Raw genomic sequence first — 20,398 nt, forward strand, 5'->3', positions numbered from 1 at the left:
GCCCTCGCCCTCGCCGACGCCCGCGGCGCCGACCCGGTGATCGCCAACGATCCCGACGCCGACCGCTGCGCCGTGGCCGTCCCGGACGGCGCCGGGGGCTGGCGCGTCCTGACCGGGGACGAGCTCGGCGGGCTGCTCGCCGAGCACGTCCTGCGCCACACCAGCGGCCACGACCGGCTGGTCGTGACCACGATCGTGTCCTCGTCGCTGCTGCGCTCGATCGCCGCCGCGCACGGCGTCCGGTTCGCCGAATCGCTGACCGGCTTCAAATGGATCATGCGGGCCGGGGGGCCGTCCGACCGGCTAATCTTCGGCTACGAGGAGGCCCTCGGCTACAGCGTCGGCGACGACCGGGGCGTGCTCGTCAACGACAAGGACGGCATCACCGCCGCCCTCACCATCGCCGCACTCGCCGCCCAGGCCCGCCGCAACGACCGCACACTCCTCGACCTCCTGGACGACCAGGCCCGCGCGCACGGCCTGCACACCACCTCACAGCTCTCCCTCCGGGTGCACGACCCGTCCCTGATCACCACCACGATGACCCGGCTCCGCGCCGCTCCCCCCACCGCCCTGGCCGGACGCGCGGTCGAATCGTTCGACGACCTCGCCGACCCCTCCGACGGCCTGCCGCCCACCGACGGGTTGCGGTTCCGGCTGGCCGGAGGCTCGCGGGTGGTCGTCCGCCCGTCCGGGACGGAACCGAAGCTCAAGTGCTACCTGGAAGTCGTCCAACCGGTGGAGGGCGGCGATGTCGCGACGGCCCGCGCCCGCGCCGCCACCGAGCTGGACACCCTCCGCAAAGCCGTCTCCGCGACCCTCACCTGACCACCCCCACGATCACGATCGGCGCCGGGCGCCAGCTCGATGCCCGAACAGAAGTCACCGTCATTGCGCAGGCACAATTCCCAGCCGGGCCGGCCGCACCGCAGCCTTCGAGATCGACCGCGACGATTACAACATCACCTTCAGCAAGGTCTTGGAGACCGGTGGCGTCATGGTCGGCGACCGCGTCTCCATCCAGCTCGAAATCCTGGCCGTCCTCAGACAGGACTGACTCACGGCGCAGAGCACGCCAAACGCGAGGACGATCAACAAGCCGATGACCTCCCGGGAGGCTAGGGCGTCGTTCGAGTCGCTGACCGGAGGATAGGGGGCCGCGCCGAGACCGGTGCGGCCATCACGCTTTCGGCGTCCGGTTTAGGAACGGTGCTTGCGGAGCTTTGCGGAGAGTTCGGCGGAGAACTGCTCGGCGTCCGACAGGCGGGTGCGGATCTTTTCGCAGCGTTCCTCGACCAGGGAGCGGTAGACGGCCAGGCGTTTGGTGAGGTCTTCCCGGGTGGTCTCGTTGATGTCGTCGGTTTGGAGCCGGTCCAGGATGGTCAGCAGGTCGCGCATCTCTTCGAGCGTGAAGTCGAGCGGCTTCATGCGCTTGATGACCAGCAGGCGCGCGATGTCGTCGTCGGTGTAAAGGCGGAAGCCGCCCTGGGAGCGCGCGGTGGGAAGGGCGAGGCCGACTTCCTCGTAGTGGCGGATGGTGCGCAGGCTCAGGCCGGTCCGGTCCGCGACCTCGCCGATCTGCATCTGCCTGCCGTCCATCGGGATCCTCCTGACGTCGCCGGCCCGCTTCACCGGGGACGGTTGATCCATATCGTTGGTCAAGCTTGCCATCTTCCACTTCGTGGTGCCGTCTGCTGAGGCGCCATACCGTCGACATCAGCTCGGTGTCCTTTGACACCGGGAATCCGCGGTGAAGCCGGTTCAACCCATCCTTAACCTTACGAAAGAGTAGAGTAGCCGGGGTGCCCTCGCTCGTCGCCGTCACGGCGTGGAGCTCTCCTTCCCCGCTCCTCGCCTTGGCGGCGACCTCCGCACTCGGCGTCCTCTGCCGTTGGACGCCGTAGCGACTCCCTGGATGACGCATATTCGAGCTTCCTGGTGCCGCCAGTCTCCACTGGTGTGGCGTGATCGCGTCTACCGGAGTCCTGCTGGCGTTCTCGGCCCTGGACGGGGCGTTCCAGGGCTGGAGTGGCGGACGCTGGTCGCGCTCGCGGCGCTGTCCGGCCCGGCTTAACGTCGAGCGGGCGCGAGTTTCGCTGGATTCGCGGCGTGCCTGGCATCGGTTGTGCTGCTCGGCCCGGTCGGAGCCGCGGCGGTGGGAGCGCGTGCGGCGACCACTGGGCAGCAAAGGGTGGCGCCGGTCATGCGGCTGTTCAACGCAGCCCAGCTCGCGGTGAGGGCCCTTGCCGCAAGTTCGGTATTCGATCTTGCCGGAAGTACGAGGTTCGAGCCCGGGCGGACGGGTGGACGGGTGGACGGGTGGACGGGTGGACGGGTGGACCGAGCATGTCGTTGCGCCGTCGTGGTGGCTCTGATCACCTTCGTGGGGCCGATCTTGATGATCGCCCGGCAGCTCGCAGCTCGGGACGAGCGCGCAGCGGGTGGAGTCGTCGCGGTACACCCGGATGCCGCACGATGTCGGCAAGACCAGCCGACCGGTCTCCAGGTCTGCGGTGCCGAGCAGTGCGGGCTCCAGGCCTTCGGCTCGGAGCCGCTGTGGATCGCGGTGATGTCGGTGTCTGCGATCACCCCGGCCGAACCGTCGCGCTTGAGCTGCTCGCGGCACACCTGGACCAGTGTGGGCAGGTCGTGGGAGTGCACTCGGCGATGCAGAGCGCTCCCGGAGATCGGCAGGCGGAGGTCAGCCAGAGCCGCCGCATGGCGTTCGCGGGAGCGGCGCAGGAGGAGCTGCTAGGCGAAGTTGTGGTTGTCCTCGGTGGCGGCGGTCACCTGTGTTTGTCTGGGGTGGTGACGACGTCCTGGTGCATGCGGCGTAGGCGGCCAGCGCTTCGGCGAGGTGGGCGCGCTCGCGCCGGATCTCCGGGTCGGTGAGATGCCCTGGGCGGGATCGGTCATGGCCGGGCGATCTCGACTTCCGGCCGGGTGCGGGCGACGTAGACGGTGTTGGCCTCGGTGCCGCCGTGGATGGGATTGGGAAACTCCACGACTTGTGCCGTCACCTCGGCGAAGGCCTCGCCGAGGACGGCGGTGAAGCCGTCGTCGGGCGGGTCGTTCGACCAGAGCGCGAACACACCGCCGGGGTGGATCCGCGCGGCCAGGCCGCTCAGCGGCCCGGGCCGGTAGAACGGTGCGTGCCGGGGGTCGAGGACGTGGCGCGGCGAGTGATCGATGTCAAGCAGGACGGCATGGAAGCGGCGTCCGAGGATCTGCGGGTCCAGCCCGGTCCGTGAGGAGGCCATCGCGAAGAAGTCGCCCTCTTCCAGCCGGCAGCGGTCGTCGGTCGTCAACCGCTCCCCCAGCGGCACGAGCCGCGCGTGGTGCCAGCCGATCACTTCGGCCAGCATCTCCACCACGACCAGCGACCGCACTCGGGGATTGTCCAGCGCGGCGTGCGCGGTGTAACCGAGGCCGAGCCCTCCGACGACGACGTCCAGAGCGTCCCCGGGTGCGGCGGCCAGGCCGAGGCGGGCGAGCTCGGTCTCGCCGACCGTCCACAGGCTCGACATCAGGAAGTCCTCATCGAGTTTGATCTCATAGACGTCGACGCGCAGCGACGGGTCCCGGCGCCGTCGCAGGCTGACGGCGCCCATGGGCGTCGGACGCCAGTCGAGCTCTTCGAACAGTGCGCCCATGGGGTTCCGTTCCTCCTGATCCGAAATGACCGTCAGCGGTCGCCGATGGCCGGTGCTTCTCGGCAGCCGTGACCGTCGAGGCGTATGCGGACACCTCAGCCGCCCTGCGTCGCGCCACCACCCAGAAATGCACCCTCTCGTAAGGGAAGAGTAGCGGATCGCGGGGCGACGTTGACGGCGGGGCCTATGCACCCCACGATGGGCCGCGATGGACGAGATCGACAGCCCCGGCGAGCGCTTCGCCGCGTTCGGCGACCAATTGGTCCGGGTGCATGGCTGGCTTCGCGCGGAACTCGCCCGTCTCAGCGATGACGTGGACGCCTATCTTGACGGCGGCGCGCCGCCGAGGACATTGGAGGCGCACTGCCTGACCTTCTGCGCGGCGTTGGAGCGGCATCACACCGGCGAGGACGACGACGCGTTCCCCGCTCTGGCCGAACGGCACCCGAACTGGCGGCCACGCTGGACAGGCTGCGCGAGGACCACTGGCTGATCTCCGGCATCCTGCGCAGGCTGCGGGAACTGATCGAGGGTGCCTTGCCGCAGGCGGGTACCGATCCGCAGCAGGCTCGGCGGGTGCGCGGGGAACTGGACGGCTTGGCGGCCATCATGGACTCACATTTCGGCTATGAGGAGCGGACCATCGTCGAAGCGCTCAACGCCCTGGAGGCACCGACATGGAAGAACGATCCGCCGGTGTTCCTGCGCACGGCCCCGTCCGGCCGCGGGGCGGGCTGAGAGCGGTCGGTGTTGAACGCGGAACGGGCAGGCCTCTCGCCCGCCTAGCGCTCACGCCGAAGCCAGAAACCCTGTCCGTGCATGGCCCACAGCCAACCTGGCAGTCTTCCGGCCGAGACTATTGGGCGCCACCCCAGCGCCGGGGCCCGGCCCGACGCCCTGCCCGCCCTGAAGCGGTCGGCGTCGCGGATGGTGGACGGGCGGTGTGCGATGACGAATGCGGTGCGGCCTTGGCGGAGCGAGGTCATCGCCTGCTGGGATGACGGTCGTCTCCACAGGCCTTCCGGTCCACGGCGGAACCGAGGCGGAGATCCCGGCAGCAGGCCCTTCATGCGGATGTCAGGAGTAGAGCTCGGCGACGGCCGCCAGGACACGGTCGCGCGCCGTCTCCGCGGAGGTGAGGCCGATCAGCACGTAGTAGGCCAGGCCTTCGGCAAGCGCGACCAGGTCAACGGCCACGTGCTCCGAGGCGGCGGCGACGCGGATCGCCCCCGCGTCCTGGTCCTCGCGCACCAGGCCGGCGACCTGCCGGTGGAAACGGGTGTACTCCGCGCGCATCCGCTCGGCGATGCCCTCATCGGCGAGCGCCAGCGCGGTGAACGACTGCCGGACGCGCATGTGCGTCCGCGTCTCGCTGTCGTAGCCGATGAGCTCGGTCAGCACGACGGTGAGCACGGCGCGCGGCTCGGCGCGATCGAGGTCGTCGCCTACCCGGGCGCGGACGCGGGCGCTGCTGAGTTCGTTGCCGCGGTCGAAGGCGGCCTCGATGAGCTTCTGCTTGGTCGGGAAGTAGTGCTGGACGCGTCCGGCCGACACCCCGGCCTGCGCCGCGACCTCGGTCAACGACACCGCGGGCAGGCCCCGCTCGGCGACGATCGCCAGCACCGCGTCCGCGATCTCAGTGCGCCGCGCCTCATGGTGGACGCCCGGCCCGCGGGCCCGCCGCTCCATCGACCCACCCCCGCACTTCCCCGATGTGATCACATCGAATTGACGGCCGAACCTGGCCGAACATACCCTGAGCTTAGCAAATCAATGTGACCACATTGGTTCGAGGCGGACGGGAGGCCCATGGTGCGTACCGGTACAGGAGGCCCCGCAGCGCCCGCGGCGACCACCGTGAGCTCGTCGACGTCCCGGATGGTCCTCGCCCTGGCCTGCATCGCGCAGTTCATGGTCGTGTTGGACGTCTCGGTGGTGAACGTCGCGCTGCCCTCGATCCAGACGTCGCTGGGCTTCCAGGCCGCAGACCTGCCGTGGGTCGCGGGCGCCTACACCCTCACCTTCGCCGGATTCCTGCTGCTCGGCGGCCGCCTGGCCGACCTGCACGGAACCAGGCGCGTCTTCATCGCGGGCCTGGCGCTGTTCACCGTCCCGAGCCTGGTAGGCGGGCTCGCGACCACCCCCGCATTGCTCATCGCGGCACGTGCGGCCCAGGGAATCGGCGCCGCCGTCCTCGCCCCGGCCACGTTGACCATCCTCACCACCACCTTCTCCGAGGGGCCGCGCCGCACCCGCGCCCTGGCCACCTGGACGGCGGTGAGCCTCGTTGGCGGCGCGGCCGGAAACCTCGTCGGCGGCGTCCTCACCGAGACGCTGTCCTGGCGCTGGATCCTGCTGATCAACGCGCCGATCGGGCTCCTCGCGGGCGCCCTGGCCGTTCGCGTTCCCGCCCGGCGCCACCGCACCGGTCCGGCCGCCGGGCTGGACCTTCCCGGTGCGGCCACCGCGACCGCGGGCCTGGCCCTGCTCGCCTACGGGATCATGCAGGCCGAACCGCGCGGCTGGGACGCCCCCCTCACCATCACCGCCCTCACGGCCGCCACCGTCCTGCTCGCCGGATTCGCCGTCATCGAGACCCGCCTCGCCCGCGACCCGCTCATCCCGCCGCGGCTGTTCCGCGTCCGCGCCATCACCGCGGGCAACGCGGTGATGCTGCTCGCCGGGGCCTGCTTCCAGGTGCCGATGTGGTACTTCCTCACCCTCTACATGCAGGACGTCCTGCACTACACCGCCTTGGAGACCGGCCTCGGGTTCCTCCCGCACACCTTCCTCACCATGATCATCGGCCTGCGCGTCACGCCCCGCCTCATGCAGCGCTTCGACGACCGCGCCCTCGTCAGCGCAGGCGCCCTCACCGCCGCCGCAGGCTTCCTTTGGCAGAGCACCATCACCGCCGACAGCACCTACCTCACGGGCGTCCTCGGCCCCGCGGTCCTCATCTCGATCGGCGGCGGCCTGCTGAACACCCCGCTCACCACCATCGTCACCTCCGGCGTCACCGAACAGGACGCCGGCGCCGCCTCCGGCCTGATGAACACCGCCAAACAGGTCGGCGGCGCCCTCGGCCTGGCCGTTCTCACCGCCGCAATCGCCGGTCACGGCACCGCCCGGTCCGCCCTCGCCGGCGCCTACGGCGACGCCTTCCTCATCATGGCCGCGATGCTCACCGTCATCGCCTTCGCGTCCCTCGCCCTACCCGCAAGCCAACTACATCTTCGAAGTACAGAGCACCTCCGGAGACTGGCGGATCATCCACGAGATCCCCGGGGCCGAGGTCGCTCGACTCCATGACGGCGTAGACCTCACCGACCGCCCCCTCGATGACCTAGGCGTTTACCCTCACCTCACGTAAAGATAGATTGGCAGCCAACGCGGCGACCGAGCGAAGAGACGGACACGTTGCCGCGCACCATCGCCTGCCACACTGCGGCGACGAAGAGAGCCTCGCGGCCACCCCGGTCCGGACGGCATCCAGATCATTCCCCAGTAACGCGACCCTTTCGTCGCCCGTCCCAAACGCTAGGCCAAGGCCCTGGCGTTTGGGACGGGACACAAGAGGACCCGTTCCCTGGTTGGGAGCTTTCCACAGACCCGGTTCTAACTCAGGTGTCAGCGATCAGCAGCACGAATCCTTCGGACCGTGTCGAGTGGCAACGCGCTGCGCAGTGGCCCAACTCCCGATGCCCTCGAGAAAATTGGATGACACGTAGCGTCATTGATCCCCTGAGTAACCGAAGCAGGAGAGAATTGCCAGGCTTGCCGCTGGACGACAGACGCCGGCCGTATCGACCGCGAGCGAGTCCGGTCGGCTCGTGCGTCACTTGCCGCTTGGCCCTGCCGACCCTTGGGTGCCTGATGCGGCTCTCACCGGAATCCGTCTGAGCGTTGTCCGAGCCGTCCAGCGACTCGACACGCAGGGACGTGTGGGCTTCGTATGAAGCGGCGTGGTCAGTGACCGCGCTCGCATGGAATGCGTATGAGCCGGTCCCGTCCCCGACCGACTCAGGGGCATCGCCCGGGACCGGGGCCGCCGCGCCACCTTCGAGGCCGTGAACAAGCTGGTCTCTCCAGTATCCTCGCCTTCCATGTCACCGATCCATTACCCCAACAGTTAATGCATGGCTTCTCACATCAACCAGCGCATATACGATCTCATCACCATCAGCGTTCCTGCCTTCTCTTCCTCTTTGAACCGTTGCGCCCTAAGCTGTTTGGCGCCTAGCAGGAGTGCGGGCGTACAGACCGGGAGGTTGCGGATGAGCCCTGGCGACGGAGCGGACCGCAGGGCCACCCCGGAGCGGATGACGCAGCACGGCAAGGATCTGCATCGGAACGTCAACAAGCATCTCCAGGCCGCCTGGAACAACCTCCAGGGCTCGCGGGGTGTCACTCAGAGCAATTTCACGGCGACGTCCTATGTCCTGGCGATGGCCTATACCGCGGCGATCGACGTCGCGGAGGAGGATCTGGAGACCAAGAAGAAGGTCCTCAACAAGTTCCGTGATCTGCTCGCCGTCTCGGCGACCAACTGGGCCTCCGCGGAGGTCAAAAGCACTCTCGGCCGTCCCTGAGCCGAGTTCGGAGTCCGGATGTCCACGACGAGCACTGCCGCGCTGACGGCCTTGGCCGCCACCCAGGCCAGCGCGATTTTCGTTCCGCCCGCATGGTCGACCGCGATCGTGATGTACCTCAATCAATGCGACCCCGAGGCCATCTTCGACGCGGGCATGAAGTGGCTCGAGAACTACGACGAGTTGGGCGGCGCGCAGCAGGCGGCCAATAACACCAACCTTTCCGAGACCGAGTGGTCCGGTAACGACCGCAAGGCCTATGACGAGCGGATCGACGAGTACCGATCGCAGCTCACCGGCTTCAAGCAGCTTGCGTTCGCCGTCGGCACATCCATGACCATCACGGGCGCGCTGCTCTTCCTGGTCGTGGTGTGCATGTGCGTCATCGCGGCCATTCTCGTGGCCTGTGCGGCTTATGTGGCGGCGGCCATGGCCGGTGTCTTCACCTATCCCGCGGCACTTGCCCAGGCATCCTCGATCGCCGTCGAATGCACCAGCTACCTGGAGGCCGTGTCGGGCCTCGTCACCAAGGTCGCCGCCGGTGGTGCCGCGGTGATCGGCGCCGCCATGGTGCTGGATACCGCGTGGCAGAAGGCGCACGGCAACGACGCCGCACTTGATGACTTCGCGGGCGGTCTGCGGGATGCCTCCGACAACATGATCTGGGGCACGCTGTCCAGGCTGGAGCGTACGATCATGGCGGCCGGGATGAAGACCGGCGGGCCCACGCTCGGGAAGGGCGATCCCGGCCTGCGGCTGCCGAACCCGGTTCCCGGGCGGCAGCGTGGCTTCGGAGCGGGCGGCACGGGCAGTGGCGTGGCCGGAGGCAATATCACCGACCAGATCCAGAAGCGCGTTCCCGACTACAACAGACGCGACGAGGGTCTGTTCGACGACCCGCCGGACAGTTGATCGGGCGGGCTCGCCGCCGGCGGGTCGCCCTCTTGGTGGCGCCCGTCTTCCTGGTCTTCCCGCTGTGGGCGGGGACGGTGATCTACACCCACCTGTGGGGCCAGGAGGTGATGGTGGAGATCGAACGATGCTCGCATTCGCGCAGTGGCTGGGAATGCCGCGGATCGTGGACCGACTCCCGAGGTGGACGGCACTCCGCCGAGGTGGCGCACACCGACATCAATGACAAAGGAAGGTCCCTCAAGGCGCGGACCGGCCCGTTCGGCGTGCATGCCGGGAGCCTGTGGCAGGACACGCCGCTCCTTCTCGCCGCCGGCCTGTTCCTGGCCGGGGGAGCCGCGATCGTGCTGCTGAGCCGGTTCGTCAACCGTGAGGTGGCACAGGTCGCGCAACGTATCCTCACCGACCCTGGACCGGCGCTCACCCTTCTGGTCGATCGCAGCACGGCACGGCGTCCCGACGGGCAGGAATACGCCCTCCTGCGGTTGGGCGATCCGGAACTACCGTTGCCGCCCGGAACAGATGCCGAGCGCTATGCGACCTTGCGGCGCTCCGATGGCCGGATCTCTTCCAGCCTCACCTGGAGCGACGACGAGGTCCGGCTCTTGGAACCCGGCCGGATGACCGTCGAGGCCAGGATTCCGCATCTCGATCTCCAGTCGGGACGGCCCCGGATAGAGAACGCCGAGGGCCGGCTCCTCGCAGAGATAGTGCGCGCCTCCGGCCACACCGGGAATGTCTACTGCATCGCGGCCCCGGATGGGACGGAGCTCGGCAGGTTCGCTCGGCTCCGCCGCCGCACCTGGGCGCTACGGCTGGAGCCGGGCTGCTCCACCCTCGTGGCCGACATGGTCTTGGCTCACCTTTTCACCGTCGGCCGCGCGGCATGACGTCGGCCCATCATCCGGTGAATGCGGTGATAGTGCCCACTGGCCGCGGTAAACGCCGTGATATCACCGAGGCCCGTGATCACTGGCCCAGACGCCTGCGCGCCTCGTCCATGAGACCGGTGGCGTCTTTGGACAGGCCCGAGAAGATGTCGTTCATGTCCCGAAGCGACTGCTTCAGCTTCTCGGCGTCGGGCGGGGTGGCGGCCTCCTGGTCGTCCCCGTAGACATCCCGTGCCGCCTCTTGCTTCTGCCGTTCCAGATCCGCCACAGCCTCCCGGGTCAGCCGCTGGATGGTTTCCGCGAGTTCCTCGGACCCCATCCGCATCGCCCGTGGATCGATGTGGAGCTCAGGCAGCCCCTGTTCAGGGGAGAACGCCAGCCGCAGCCGGCCGTCCTGGGTCTCGGCGTGCCCGACGAGTCCGGACAACCGCTCGTTGAGTTCCGCGGATTGCTCGGCGACGCGCCGTGCTCTCGCGGCGACGGCCTCCATGTCGATGCCGAGCAATTGCTGGAAGTCTGGAAAACCCTGCATGACCGGAAATCACTCCTCGTCATGACCAGCAGTGATCGGCAGAGGCGGGGCACAGACCAAAGACCACCGACCAGGGAAAATATAGACGGCCCATGCTGCCACAAAAGCCTCTTTAAGTCCATTCGACACATGCGCGGGAAGTGCGTGAAGGGTTCGACATTCTAGCTATGTACTGCACCGAACTCGTCCGCGAACATGACTACACCGGCAGTCAGTGCACCATGCGCCCTCGGCTACAGGCCGTGCGCGCCGACCGCCGTCCGGGAGCGGATCGGGAGGTTCTCAGTGGCTCAGCCACGCCCGGCTCTCCGCTCCACTGTGCGTCCGGTGCGGCGTGGAACCCGACTAGCTACGCTGGATGGGTGGAGTTTGCCAGGACCCGGCAATGATCGGCGCGTCGCGGAGCGGCCGTGATGGCTGAGCACGAGGCTGTGGAATTGGACCCGGCCGCCATCGCCGCCATCTCCGCCCGTGCCGTCAGCGACGCCAGCGCCGAGTCGGCGGCCTTCCTCGACGGCTACATCGAGATGCTGGTCGCTGTGGCCGCGACCGGTCGCCGGCTGACCGGCGACGAGCTCGGCACCCGGCGCGTCCTCGGAGGGTTGGCCGCCGAGCAGAACTGCTCTCTGCGCGAGCTGGTCGATCTGTATCTCAGCGCGAACTGGCTGACATGGCGGGAGCTGCCGGGCATTGCCGGGGCCGACGAGGATGTGGTGCGGGCTGTTGCCGAGAGTGTGATGCGGGCCGCCGACGACGCCATCGTCGCTCTCGCCGAGGGCTACGAGGAAGCGCAGCGCCTGGTGGTGCGGCAGGAGGAGGCGCGTCGTCGCGAGTTCATCGATGACCTGCTGCATGGCCGCAGTGATCTCGGGCGCCTGGCCGAAACGGCTGAACGCTTCGGTCTTCAACTGGCGGGCCATCTCGCCGTCGCCGTCGCCGGCGGGGAGCGCGGTTTCGTCGACGGTGACGCTCTGACGCGCCGCGTCGAGTCCAACATGCTGGCGCGGTTCCGTTCACGGGACGTCCTGATCACCGCCAAGGACGGCCTGCTGGTCTGCATCGCCTCCGGCACCGCGGCGGATGTGCTCACCGAGTTCGCCCGGCAGGTGGAGCTGGTGCTGGCGGCCGACGCCCGCTGGTGCGTCGGACTGGGACGTCCCCATGTCGGACCGGGCGGTGCCGTGCGGTCCTACGAGGAGGCCCGCGGAACCCTTGAACTGGCCGAGTCGCTCGGCCTGAACGCCCGGGTGCTGCACGCCACCGACCTTCTGGTCTTCCAGGTGCTACTTCGCGATCGTGTCGCCATCACCGACCTGGTCACCACCGTGCTGGGCCCGCTGGAGCAGGCGCGGGGCGGCGCGGAGCCACTGCTGGCCACCCTCACGGAGTATTTCGCTTCGGGGGGTGTGACCGCCGCCGCGGCCCGCCGCCTGCATCTCAGCGTTCGCGCCGTCACCTACCGGCTCGATCGGATCAAGCGGCTCACCGGGCAGGACGTCGACGAGCCGACCCAACGGTTCACGCTGGAGGCGGCCGTGCTCGGCGCCCGCCTGCTGGACTGGCCGAGGCAGGCGCTGCCGACCTTCGACTGAGCGGCCAGCGGTCCTTCACCGGCCGGACGCACGTTGCGTGCGCGGACGACCGAGGCCGTTCATGGGTCGGCATCGGCTGGCCGGCGGCCTTGGCCGAGCGGGACGCCATGCTCACGCGCCAGGACGGCAATCGAGCCTCCCACATTGCCGGGATCCGGAAAACGAAGCGGGGTGACCTTGGCCGCCTCCGAGCCTTATGGGCGGGTCATCCGCCCGAGGAACATGGGATCGAGGGAACGTGCTCCGCCATCGCGGACCCCGTCACTTCCTCAGAGGGGGCGCCCATGGACGAGTGGCTCATCTGGTTGATCATCGCTGGGGTCCTGGGCGTCGCCGAGTTCTTCACCCTCACCGCCGCCCTGGGGATACTGGGCGGCGCCGCCCTGATCACCGCCGGGTTCGCCGCGATCGGTCTACCGGCGCCCTTTCAGTTGCTCGTCTTCGCCGTCGCCGCCACGGCCGGGGTCCTGCTCGTCCGCCCCGTCGCCCGGCGGCACATGCGCGGGCCCCAGCGTCAGCGTTTCGGCGTCGACGCGCTCGTCGGTCAGCCCGCCTACGTCACCCAGGAGGTGACCGGGTTCAAGGGCCGAGTCCGCATCGGCGGCGAAGAATGGACGGCCCGCGCCTATGACCAGACCCTGGTGATTCCCGTCGGCGCGACTGTCGACGTCATCGAGATCAGCGGCAGTACCGCACTCATCTATCCCCGGGAGTGAACCATGGAAGACTCGGCCATCCTGATCGCGGGCCTGATCATCGCCGTGTTCGCGGCCATCACCGTGCTGCGCGTGGTGCGGATCGTGCCCCAGGCACGTGCTCGCAACATCGAACGGCTCGGCCGTTACCACCGCACTCTGAAACCCGGACTCAACTTCGTCATTCCTTACATCGACCGGGTCTACCCGGTCATCGATCTGCGGGAACAGGTCGTCTCCTTCAAGCCGCAGCCGGTCATCACCGAGGACAACCTGGTGGTGGAGATCGACACCGTGCTGTACTTCCAGGTCACCGACCCGCGTGCGGCCGCCTACGAGATCGCCAACTTCCTGCAGGCCGTCGAGCAGCTCACGGTCACGACCCTGCGCAACGTCGTCGGTTCCATGGACCTGGAACGCACGCTCACCTCCCGCGACACCATCAACAACCAGCTCAGAGGCGTCCTGGACGAGGCCACCGGGAAGTGGGGCCTGCGGGTCAACCGGGTGGAGATCAAGGCCATCGATCCTCCGCAGTCCATCAAGGACGCGATGGAGAAGCAGATGCGGGCGGAGCGCGACAAGCGCGCCGCCATCCTGAGCGCCGAAGGCCAGCGCCAGTCCCAGATCCTCACCGCCGAGGGCGACAAGCAGGCCGTGGTGCTGCGCGCCGAAGGTGACCGGACCGCGCAGGTCCTCAAGGCAGAGGGCCAGTCCCGGGCGATCGACGAGGTGTTCCAGTCCGTACACCGCAACGACCCCGACCCCAAGCTGCTCGCCTACCAGTACCTCCAGATGCTGCCCGAACTCGCCCAAGGTCCCGGTAACACGTTCTGGGTGATCCCCAGCGAGGTCACCTCTGCCCTTCAAGACGTCTCCCGCGCCTTCACCCAGGCCCTGCCCAAATCACCGGCCACCCGGGAGACCTCCTCAGACGAGTTGGCGGAACAGGCCGCCGCCGACACGGCGCAGGCCGCGCAAGCCGCCGCGCAAGCGCTCGCCGACGCCGCCGAGGTGGACGGGACCCCCATCACCCCCGGCACACCCCGACCTGACACCGTCCCCAACAGCGGCGACACGCAACCGACCGGCCACGCCGACAACAACCAGACCACATCATCGCCCTGACCACCGATGCCGAGAGGACAAGACAGCAACGGCGGTATGCGCGACTTCGCCTTCTTGAATCGTCGATCAGAGCGGGACTGATGACATGTGGTGGTGGCTTATCCTCGGATTCTTCGCTCTGACATTCGCTTTAGGAGCCGTTTTCGACCGGCGTCTCCGTAGGCGGGGTCATCGGCTCCGAGACGGTGCGGCACTGTCGGCCGCGGCGCGCGAGAACCGTCGCGACATGCGTGCATGGGACAGAGGTTCGCAAGGACACAGCGGAGCGGACCTGTCCTGGACGCACGAAGCGCGCCGTCGCCGCGGCGGCTGAGCCCACGGCTGACGGCGCGGCGGTCACGGACCGGATAGAGCGCGATTCCCGTGACCTTGGCGAGCGTCTCGGCGTGACGGCTCACGCAGGTGTGGGTGTGGGCCCACCACGGATAATCATCCGGAGCTCCCTCCGACAGCGGCAAGGCGAACAATGCGCCCGGCGGAGGGGCGGTCGTGTCTTTCGGTGGCGGTTGTGGTGGTATGTGATCGGGCACTGATGATCGCGTATGGGGAGCCGCACTGTTTCGGTCGAGTCGGTTGAGGCTTCGCCGGGGTCCTCGGGGGTCGGCGCTGCTGGAGCGGTTCCAGCATCCGGGCCAGGTCGTGGTCACCGGGTTCGTGGTGACGATCGCGGTCGGAACGCTGCTGCTGTCGCTGCCGCAGGCGACGGTGGAGGCGGATGGGGCGCATTGGCGGGACGCGCTGTTCACCGCGACCTCGGCGGTGTGTGTAACCGGTCTGGTCACGGTGGACACCGGCACCTATTGGTCGACGTTCGGTGAGCTGGTCATCCTGGGGTTGATCCAGGTGGGCGGTCTGGGGCTGATGACGCTGGCCACCTTGTTCGCGGTGCTGTTGTCGCGGCGGCTGGGCCTGCGGGCCCGGATGGCGGCGCAGGCCGAGACCAAGACCATGCGGATGACCGACGTGCGACGCGTCGTCCGCAACGTGGTCATCTTCAGCCTGGTGTCGGAGACGCTGGTCGCGGGAGTGCTGACCGCGCGGCTGGTGCTGGGCTACGGCGAACCGTTGGGCCGTGCCCTCTACCTGGGCGTGTTCCACGCGGTGTCGGCCTTCAACAATGCCGGGTTCGCGCTGTGGCCCGACAGCCTCGTGCGGTTCGCGACCGACCCCTGGATCAATCTGACCATCTGCACGGCGATCATCATCGGTGGGCTCGGTTTCCCCGTGGTGTTCGACCTGGCCCGCAACTGGCGGCGTCCCCGTGTATGGACCGTCCTCACCCGCGTCACGGTCGGGATGACGGGGGTGCTGCTCGCCGGTGGGACGGTCGTGCTGACGGCGGCCGAGTGGAAGAACCCCGCGACATTGGGCGGGATGCAGGAGCCGCAGCGGTGGCTGGCGGGTTTCGCGGCGGCGGTCATGCCGCGCACCGCCGGTTTCAACACCATCGACGTCGCCGCGATGCGGCCGGAGAGCTGGCTGATCACCGACGTGCTGATGTTCATCGGCGGCGGCAGCGCCGGCACCGCCGGCGGGATCAAGGTCACCACCTTCGGGCTGCTGGGGTTCGTGCTGTGGGCCGAGATGCGCGGGGAGACCCGCGTGAACGTCGGCCACCGCCGGCTCCCCGAGGGCACGCAGCGTCAGGCGATGGCGATCGTGCTGCTGAGCCTCGGACTGATCACCGCCGCGACGTTCGCGCTGCTGACCATGACCCACCATTCGCTGGACCAGGTACTGTTCGAGGTCACCTCGGCGTTCGGCACCGTCGGCCTCTCCACGGGCATCACCGCCGGCCTTCCGGCGGCCGGGCACCTGTTGCTGATCGCGCTGATGTTCCTGGGACGCATCGGGCCGCTGACGTTCGCCACCGCGCTGGCGCTGCGCGAGCGCGCCGCCCGCTACGAGCTACCGGAGGAGCGACCCATCGTTGGCTGACCACGGAAACGACCCGGTCGTGGTGATCGGGCTGGGACGGTTCGGCACCGCGCTGGCGCTGGAGCTGGCCAAGCGCGGCACCGAGGTGCTGGCCATCGACCACCGCCCCAAGATCGTCCAAGCGCTGTCGGGGCGGCTGACGCATATCGTCGCCGCGGACGCCACCGACCTGGAAGCGCTGCGCGAGCTCGGCGTCACGGAGTTCCGCCGGGCGGTGGTCGCCATCGGCAGTGACCTGGAGGCCAGCATCCTGACCACGTCGCTGCTGGCCGAGCTGGAAGTCGACGACATCTGGGCCAAGGCCGTGACCCATCAGCACAAGCGCATCCTGGAACGGATCGGCGCCCACCACATCGTGCTGCCCGAGAACGACATGGGCGAGCGCGTCGCGCATCTGGTCAGCGGCCGCATGCTCGACTACATCGAGGTCGACGCGGACTTCGCCCTGGTCAAGACCCATCCACCCCGCGACATCGTCAACGTGCCGCTGGGCGAGACCCGTCTGCGCTCCAAACACGGTGTGACGGTGGTGTGCGTCAAGTCCGTCGGTGAGCAGTTCACCTACGCCACCGCCGACACCGTCCTGCAGTACGGCGACGTCATCCTGGTCGCCGGGCCCATCGCCAAGGTCGAACGCTTCACCGAACGCATCTGACCGGCAACGGCGGCCACGCGGCCTAGGGCGTGCTTCGGAAGCGGTCCGCGCCGTGTGATCCAGTCGGTGGCGACGTCGCGCAGGTGTTCCGCGCCGACACCGGCCGGCCGGGCCTTGAATGGGTCTTCGTGGCCCGGCGGGCCCCGGCGCGGAGTCAGGAAATGCCGCGGAAGAAGGTGCGGATGTCGTCCGCGAGCAGTTCCGTCTCCTCCATTGCGGGGAAGTGGCCGCCCTCGGTGAACTCGCTCCAGTGCCCGATCGCCTTCACCGGGTCCACCACGCGGCGTATGAGCGGGTGGGTGTCGAACACCGCCCATCCGGACGGCACGGCGGAGGCCATGAACAAGTCGGTTCCGGAGTGCTCGGCCTCGTAGTAGAACTGCGCGCTCGACGCGCCGCTGCGGGTGAACCAGTACAGGCTGATGTTGGTGAGGAGCTGGTCGCGGTCGACCGACTCGTCCGGCGTCCGGTAGGCGCCGCCAGTCCTGGTCTTGAACTTCTCGGCGATCCACGCGAGCTGACCGACCGGCGAGTCGGTGAGCGCCGCGCCGATCGTGTCGGGACGGTGGTTCTGCATCTCGAGATACCCGCGCTCCGCCGCGTACTCGGTGCGCACCGCCTCGATCTGGGCGATCTCGTCCTCGGACAGGTCGTCGGGGTAGGGGAACTTGTCGCCCACCAACCCGAGCAACGCGGGGTCGCAGCCGATGTGCGTGCCGATGACGCGCTCCGGGTAGAGCGCCGCGAGGCGGCCGGTGGTGCCCGAACCGATGTCGGTGCCGTGGGCCGCGAACCTCGCGTAGCCGAGACGCGTCATGATCTCGGCGTAGGCCTCCGTCGTCCGCGCCAGCTCCCAGCCGGCCCCCGACAGCGGGGTGGAGAACCCGAAGCCGGGCGGCGACGGGATGACCACGTGGAACTCATCGGTCAGCAGCGGGATGAGCCGCTGGTACTCCACGAACGAGCCCGGCCAGCCGTGGTTCAGCATCAGCGGGGTGGCCTCCGGGTTCGCCGACCGCGCGTGCACGACGTGGAACTTCTGGCCGTTGACGACCGTCGTGAACTGTTCATACTCGTTGAGCTTCGCCTCCTGCGCACGCCAGTCGAACCCGTCGCGCCAGTACTCGGCGAGCTCCTTCAGGTACACCAGCGGGATGCCGCGACTGAAGTCGTCGCGCTCCTCCCGGCCCGGCACGGGGATCGGCCAGCGCGTGTGCGCCAGCCGGTTGCGCAGGTCGTCGATGTCGGCCTGCGGGATGTCGATGCGGAACGGTGTGAGTGCGGTGGTCTCGTTCATGACATCGACGTTCCCGGGTATTGCGGAAGGTTGGCTTCCGCAATTGCGGAATGATGGAGAACATGTTGGAGACCTCGGCCCGCCTGCTGGAGCTGCTGTCCCTGCTCCAGCTCAAGCGCGACTGGACGAGCTCCGAGCTCGCCGACCGGCTCGATGTGAGCACCAGGACCGTGCGCGCCGACATCGGCAGGCTGCGGTCGCTCGGCTATCCCGTGGACGCGCGACCCGGCGTCGCGGGCGGGTACCGGCTGGCCGCCGGGACGGCGATGCCCCCGCTGCTGCTCGACGACGACGAGGCCGTCGCCGTCGCGGTCGGGCTGGGTGCGGTCGCGACCCAAAGGCTCGGCGTCGAAGAGACATCGCTCACCGCGCTCGCGAAGCTGGAGCAAGTGCTGCCCTCGCGCCTGCGCCGGCGCGTCGAGGCGGTACGCGAGGCGACGAGCGTCGTTCCAGGGGCTCGGCCACCGCTCGATCTCTCGGTTCTCGGCGCGGTCGCCGCCGCGATCCGCCGCCGCGAACGGCTCCGGTTCGGATACACCAAGCCCGGAGGCGGCGAAGAGGCCCGCCACGCCGAACCGCAACGGCTGGTGAACTGGGGGCCGCTCTGGTATCTGCTCGCGTGGGATCTCGACCGTGACGACTGGCGGGTCTTCCGTGTCGACCGCATGGTTCCGCACGCACCGACGGGTGCGCGGTTCCAGCCGCGCCTGATCCCGCAGGACGATGCCGTCGGGTACGTCGTCGCACGCGTCAGCAAGGCGGGCTGGAAGTACCGCGCCCGGGTACTCGTGCATGCTCCCGCCGCCAAGGTCGCCGCGAAGATCCCCATCCCGGTCGATATCGAGGTGGTCGACGAGTCCACGTGCCGTGTCGAGCTGGGTTCCGACGACCCGGACCGGCTCGCGCTGTGGATGGCACAGCTCGACGCCGACATCGAGGTGATCGACGGAGACGAACTCGCGGAGGCGTTCGACCGCCTCGCGGCGAGGTTCCGCCGCGCGGCGGGCGGCGCATCCACGACCTGAAATCTCGGCCGTCCGCGGCAAGCGCGCAACAGGTTGGCGACCTCATCCCCACACGCCCTGACGTTGGAGGCGTCGAAAGAGCAGGTAGACGTATCGGCGACACTCTTACCTGCGAGGTGCGCGCACAACCCGTCGGCATAGACACGCGCGAGTGTCGGAGCGTCGCGGACGTAGTGCCGTATGACGAGACGAAGCAGTTGTGTCCCGGGGAGAACGGCTTTGGGACGGTGCCGTTCATCTACCACGATCAAACCGGGAAGCCCATTCTCGGGCGGCCTCGGCGCTGCTGTCAGGGGTGACGGCGGACAAGGGGTTCACCGGGGTCGAAGCCCACCGAACGAGTCGTTCTGGGTGCGGCGGCCGGCGTCGTTGTGGACGATGGATATCTGCGGCGACAGCGTGAGGTCGTAATGATCGATATCCCGGCTCTGTTCGAAGTGGTTCTCGGGTTCGCCTTAGGCGTGGCCGGGCTGCTGGGGACTCAGGCACAGCCCGTCCACGACGGTCGCCAGGAGAACAGCACACCCGATGAACCACCCGAAGTGCGGGCATGGGCCGCCGCCCAAGCTGTGGCGGGGCCATGGCTTCTGGCCGCGGGGCTCGCCGATCTGCTGGCCGGTGCGGTTCTGTTCGCCATGCCGCCCGGCGGACCGTGGATTCCCGTATTGATCATGGCGCTCGTCCTCACTGTCCTGCTGCTCGCGGTCGCGGTGCTCATGAGCGTCCGGGAGGTGGCGGCCTGCTGACAGGACGACCTCTGAGAGGCCCGGCGATGCGCCACCGCGGAGACCCTCGGACGCAAGAGGCGGATCACCCACCGGCTACGGCACAACGCAGGCGTCGGTCACTCTCCCGGGCTCTATGACGGGTCAGGATGCTGTCGCCCCCGCGACGAGCGCCACGGCCATGGCTATGGCCACCAGCACGACAGCGGTGATCGCGAACGCGATCCGGTAGGGGTGCCGTTCGACCCACGACAGCGTGCCCGGATACGTTCTCTCGAATTCTTTGGCGTTGCGGAATGCGTCCGGCCCGCTGCATGGAACGTCGAGCATCTGGACCAGCCGATCTATGTCCTCGCGGTTGTAGTGGTCGACGCTCATCCTGACGAGCAGCCTGCCGTCCGCGTCGAGGAGGATCAGGCTGTTGTTGGCGCCTCTCGGCACATGGATGGTCGCGCGTGCCGCCTTCGCGATGCGCGAGCGTGGCCGGCGCTGACGGGTGAACGGCCCCCGCACGACGATCTCGTCGGAGGTCAGCGTGATGCGGGAGGCCAGGGAGGCCGCGGCGCCCAGGGTGATCAACGTCATCCAGATCGCGCCCACGATCGGGGCGAACACCTTCGGGGCGTCGCCGATCAGGATCGCGGCGACAGCGCACGCGCCGCCCAGCCCCAGAGCGGCCAGCAGGATCAGCACTATGCCGAAACCCGGCCGCAATTCGAGCTCTCCCTGATCATCATGCATGGCGAGTCTCGATCATCACGAGC

19 protein-coding genes and 1 pseudogene are annotated in these 20,398 nt (G+C 68.6%); 14 read left to right on the forward strand and 6 right to left on the reverse strand.

Annotation, left to right across the window (positions count from 1 at the left end):
* Positions 1-828 (forward strand): annotated as a pseudogene (locus E1264_RS23315) (phospho-sugar mutase); the annotation flags it as partial.
* Positions 829-1,200: 372 nt separating this feature from the next.
* Here the strand turns inward: E1264_RS23315 and E1264_RS23320 are convergent.
* Positions 1,201-1,599 (reverse strand): MerR family transcriptional regulator, encoded by a 399-nt coding sequence (locus tag E1264_RS23320; RefSeq protein WP_132176952.1) that lies wholly within the window; start codon positions 1,597-1,599, stop codon positions 1,201-1,203.
* 1,313 nt (positions 1,600-2,912) lie between these two features.
* On the reverse strand, positions 2,913-3,653 hold the full coding sequence (locus E1264_RS23325) for a spermidine synthase (RefSeq protein ID WP_132176954.1): 741 nt from the start codon (positions 3,651-3,653) through the stop codon (positions 2,913-2,915).
* 208 nt (positions 3,654-3,861) lie between these two features.
* Between E1264_RS23325 and E1264_RS46255 the strand changes: the two genes are divergently transcribed.
* Together E1264_RS46255 and E1264_RS46260 are read left to right on the forward strand one after the other, a co-directional pair.
* The gene (locus tag E1264_RS46255; protein WP_347813416.1) at positions 3,862-4,146 is read left to right on the forward strand and encodes a hemerythrin domain-containing protein; all 285 of its coding nucleotides are present in this window, start codon (positions 3,862-3,864) and stop codon (positions 4,144-4,146) included.
* An 83-nt stretch (positions 4,147-4,229) separates the two neighbouring features.
* Positions 4,230-4,391 (forward strand): hypothetical protein, encoded by a 162-nt coding sequence (locus E1264_RS46260; RefSeq protein WP_347813417.1) that lies wholly within the window; start codon positions 4,230-4,232, stop codon positions 4,389-4,391.
* Between the two features lie 339 nt (positions 4,392-4,730).
* On the opposite strand, the gene E1264_RS23340 is transcribed toward E1264_RS46260, so the two are convergent.
* Positions 4,731-5,342, reverse strand: coding sequence for a TetR/AcrR family transcriptional regulator (locus E1264_RS23340; RefSeq protein WP_132176958.1), 612 nt, complete (start codon positions 5,340-5,342; stop codon positions 4,731-4,733).
* A gap of 168 nt (positions 5,343-5,510) precedes the next feature.
* Between E1264_RS23340 and E1264_RS23345 the strand changes: the two genes are divergently transcribed.
* From E1264_RS23345 to E1264_RS23360, 4 genes are all read left to right on the forward strand, one after another.
* Positions 5,511-6,965, forward strand: a complete 1,455-nt coding sequence (locus E1264_RS23345) for an MFS transporter (RefSeq protein ID WP_347813418.1) — start codon at positions 5,511-5,513, stop codon at positions 6,963-6,965.
* 965 nt (positions 6,966-7,930) lie between these two features.
* A complete protein-coding gene (locus E1264_RS23350) occupies positions 7,931-8,245 on the forward strand; it encodes a hypothetical protein (protein WP_132176960.1) in 315 nt (104 codons plus the stop codon).
* Between the two features lie 18 nt (positions 8,246-8,263).
* The gene (locus E1264_RS23355) at positions 8,264-9,157 is read left to right on the forward strand and encodes a hypothetical protein (protein ID WP_132176962.1); all 894 of its coding nucleotides are present in this window, start codon (positions 8,264-8,266) and stop codon (positions 9,155-9,157) included.
* A gap of 35 nt (positions 9,158-9,192) precedes the next feature.
* Positions 9,193-10,047, forward strand: coding sequence for a hypothetical protein (locus tag E1264_RS23360; RefSeq protein WP_207936097.1), 855 nt, complete (start codon positions 9,193-9,195; stop codon positions 10,045-10,047).
* A 79-nt stretch (positions 10,048-10,126) separates the two neighbouring features.
* Here E1264_RS23360 and E1264_RS23365 read toward each other — a convergent pair whose 3' ends face one another.
* Complete coding sequence (locus E1264_RS23365; RefSeq protein WP_165964326.1) at positions 10,127-10,552, reverse strand: YbaB/EbfC family nucleoid-associated protein; 426 nt, start codon at positions 10,550-10,552, stop codon at positions 10,127-10,129.
* Positions 10,553-10,992: 440 nt separating this feature from the next.
* On the opposite strand from E1264_RS23365, the gene E1264_RS23370 reads away from it, so the two are divergent.
* The 5 genes from E1264_RS23370 (at position 10,993) to E1264_RS23390 (ending at position 16,587) form a co-directional block, all read left to right on the forward strand.
* Complete coding sequence (locus E1264_RS23370; RefSeq protein WP_132176968.1) at positions 10,993-12,171, forward strand: helix-turn-helix domain-containing protein; 1,179 nt, start codon at positions 10,993-10,995, stop codon at positions 12,169-12,171.
* A 284-nt stretch (positions 12,172-12,455) separates the two neighbouring features.
* Positions 12,456-12,887: an NfeD family protein gene (locus E1264_RS23375; RefSeq protein ID WP_132176970.1), complete on the forward strand. Its 432-nt coding sequence runs from the start codon at positions 12,456-12,458 to the stop codon at positions 12,885-12,887.
* Positions 12,888-12,890: 3 nt separating this feature from the next.
* Positions 12,891-13,994 (forward strand): SPFH domain-containing protein, encoded by a 1,104-nt coding sequence (locus tag E1264_RS23380; protein ID WP_132176972.1) that lies wholly within the window; start codon positions 12,891-12,893, stop codon positions 13,992-13,994.
* Between the two features lie 573 nt (positions 13,995-14,567).
* Entirely contained in the window at positions 14,568-15,932 is a 1,365-nt protein-coding gene (locus tag E1264_RS23385) for a potassium transporter TrkG (protein WP_132176974.1), read from the forward strand.
* The gene (locus E1264_RS23390) at positions 15,925-16,587 is read left to right on the forward strand and encodes a TrkA family potassium uptake protein (RefSeq protein ID WP_207936098.1); all 663 of its coding nucleotides are present in this window, start codon (positions 15,925-15,927) and stop codon (positions 16,585-16,587) included. Before E1264_RS23385 ends, E1264_RS23390 begins: the two co-directional genes overlap by 8 nt.
* Before the next feature lie 154 nt (positions 16,588-16,741).
* Here the strand turns inward: E1264_RS23390 and E1264_RS23395 are convergent, their stop codons facing one another.
* Positions 16,742-17,884 (reverse strand): epoxide hydrolase, encoded by a 1,143-nt coding sequence (locus E1264_RS23395; RefSeq protein ID WP_132176976.1) that lies wholly within the window; start codon positions 17,882-17,884, stop codon positions 16,742-16,744.
* A gap of 62 nt (positions 17,885-17,946) precedes the next feature.
* On the opposite strand from E1264_RS23395, the gene E1264_RS23400 reads away from it, so the two are divergent.
* Together E1264_RS23400 and E1264_RS23405 are read left to right on the forward strand one after the other, a co-directional pair.
* Positions 17,947-18,909 (forward strand): WYL domain-containing protein, encoded by a 963-nt coding sequence (locus E1264_RS23400; protein ID WP_132176978.1) that lies wholly within the window; start codon positions 17,947-17,949, stop codon positions 18,907-18,909.
* Positions 18,910-19,319: 410 nt separating this feature from the next.
* Positions 19,320-19,655 (forward strand): hypothetical protein, encoded by a 336-nt coding sequence (locus tag E1264_RS23405; protein ID WP_132176980.1) that lies wholly within the window; start codon positions 19,320-19,322, stop codon positions 19,653-19,655.
* A gap of 123 nt (positions 19,656-19,778) precedes the next feature.
* Here E1264_RS23405 and E1264_RS23410 read toward each other — a convergent pair whose 3' ends face one another.
* On the reverse strand, positions 19,779-20,375 hold the full coding sequence (locus tag E1264_RS23410) for a hypothetical protein (RefSeq protein WP_132176982.1): 597 nt from the start codon (positions 20,373-20,375) through the stop codon (positions 19,779-19,781).
* Positions 20,376-20,398: the final 23 nt, after the last annotated feature.

It is taken from the genome of Actinomadura sp. KC216, from assembly GCF_004348535.1.
Classification (GTDB): domain Bacteria; phylum Actinomycetota; class Actinomycetes; order Streptosporangiales; family Streptosporangiaceae; genus Spirillospora.

What these genes read in the sequence shown, in the direction of transcription:
- E1264_RS23320 (WP_132176952.1), bottom strand. Translation starts at nt 1,599, where the DNA reads ATGGACGGCAGGCAGATGCAGATCGGCGAGGTCGCGGACCGGACCGGC.
- E1264_RS23325 (WP_132176954.1), bottom strand. Translation starts at nt 3,653, where the DNA reads ATGGGCGCACTGTTCGAAGAGCTCGACTGGCGTCCGACGCCCATGGGC.
- E1264_RS46255 (WP_347813416.1), top strand. Translation starts at nt 3,862, where the DNA reads ATGGACGAGATCGACAGCCCCGGCGAGCGCTTCGCCGCGTTCGGCGAC.
- E1264_RS23340 (WP_132176958.1), bottom strand. Translation starts at nt 5,342, where the DNA reads ATGGAGCGGCGGGCCCGCGGGCCGGGCGTCCACCATGAGGCGCGGCGC.
- E1264_RS23350 (WP_132176960.1), top strand. Translation starts at nt 7,931, where the DNA reads ATGAGCCCTGGCGACGGAGCGGACCGCAGGGCCACCCCGGAGCGGATG.
- E1264_RS23355 (WP_132176962.1), top strand. Translation starts at nt 8,264, where the DNA reads ATGTCCACGACGAGCACTGCCGCGCTGACGGCCTTGGCCGCCACCCAG.
- E1264_RS23370 (WP_132176968.1), top strand. Translation starts at nt 10,993, where the DNA reads ATGGCTGAGCACGAGGCTGTGGAATTGGACCCGGCCGCCATCGCCGCC.
- E1264_RS23375 (WP_132176970.1), top strand. Translation starts at nt 12,456, where the DNA reads ATGGACGAGTGGCTCATCTGGTTGATCATCGCTGGGGTCCTGGGCGTC.
- E1264_RS23380 (WP_132176972.1), top strand. Translation starts at nt 12,891, where the DNA reads ATGGAAGACTCGGCCATCCTGATCGCGGGCCTGATCATCGCCGTGTTC.
- E1264_RS23395 (WP_132176976.1), bottom strand. Translation starts at nt 17,884, where the DNA reads ATGAACGAGACCACCGCACTCACACCGTTCCGCATCGACATCCCGCAG.
- E1264_RS23400 (WP_132176978.1), top strand. Translation starts at nt 17,947, where the DNA reads ATGTTGGAGACCTCGGCCCGCCTGCTGGAGCTGCTGTCCCTGCTCCAG.
- E1264_RS23405 (WP_132176980.1), top strand. Translation starts at nt 19,320, where the DNA reads ATGATCGATATCCCGGCTCTGTTCGAAGTGGTTCTCGGGTTCGCCTTA.
- E1264_RS23410 (WP_132176982.1), bottom strand. Translation starts at nt 20,375, where the DNA reads ATGCATGATGATCAGGGAGAGCTCGAATTGCGGCCGGGTTTCGGCATA.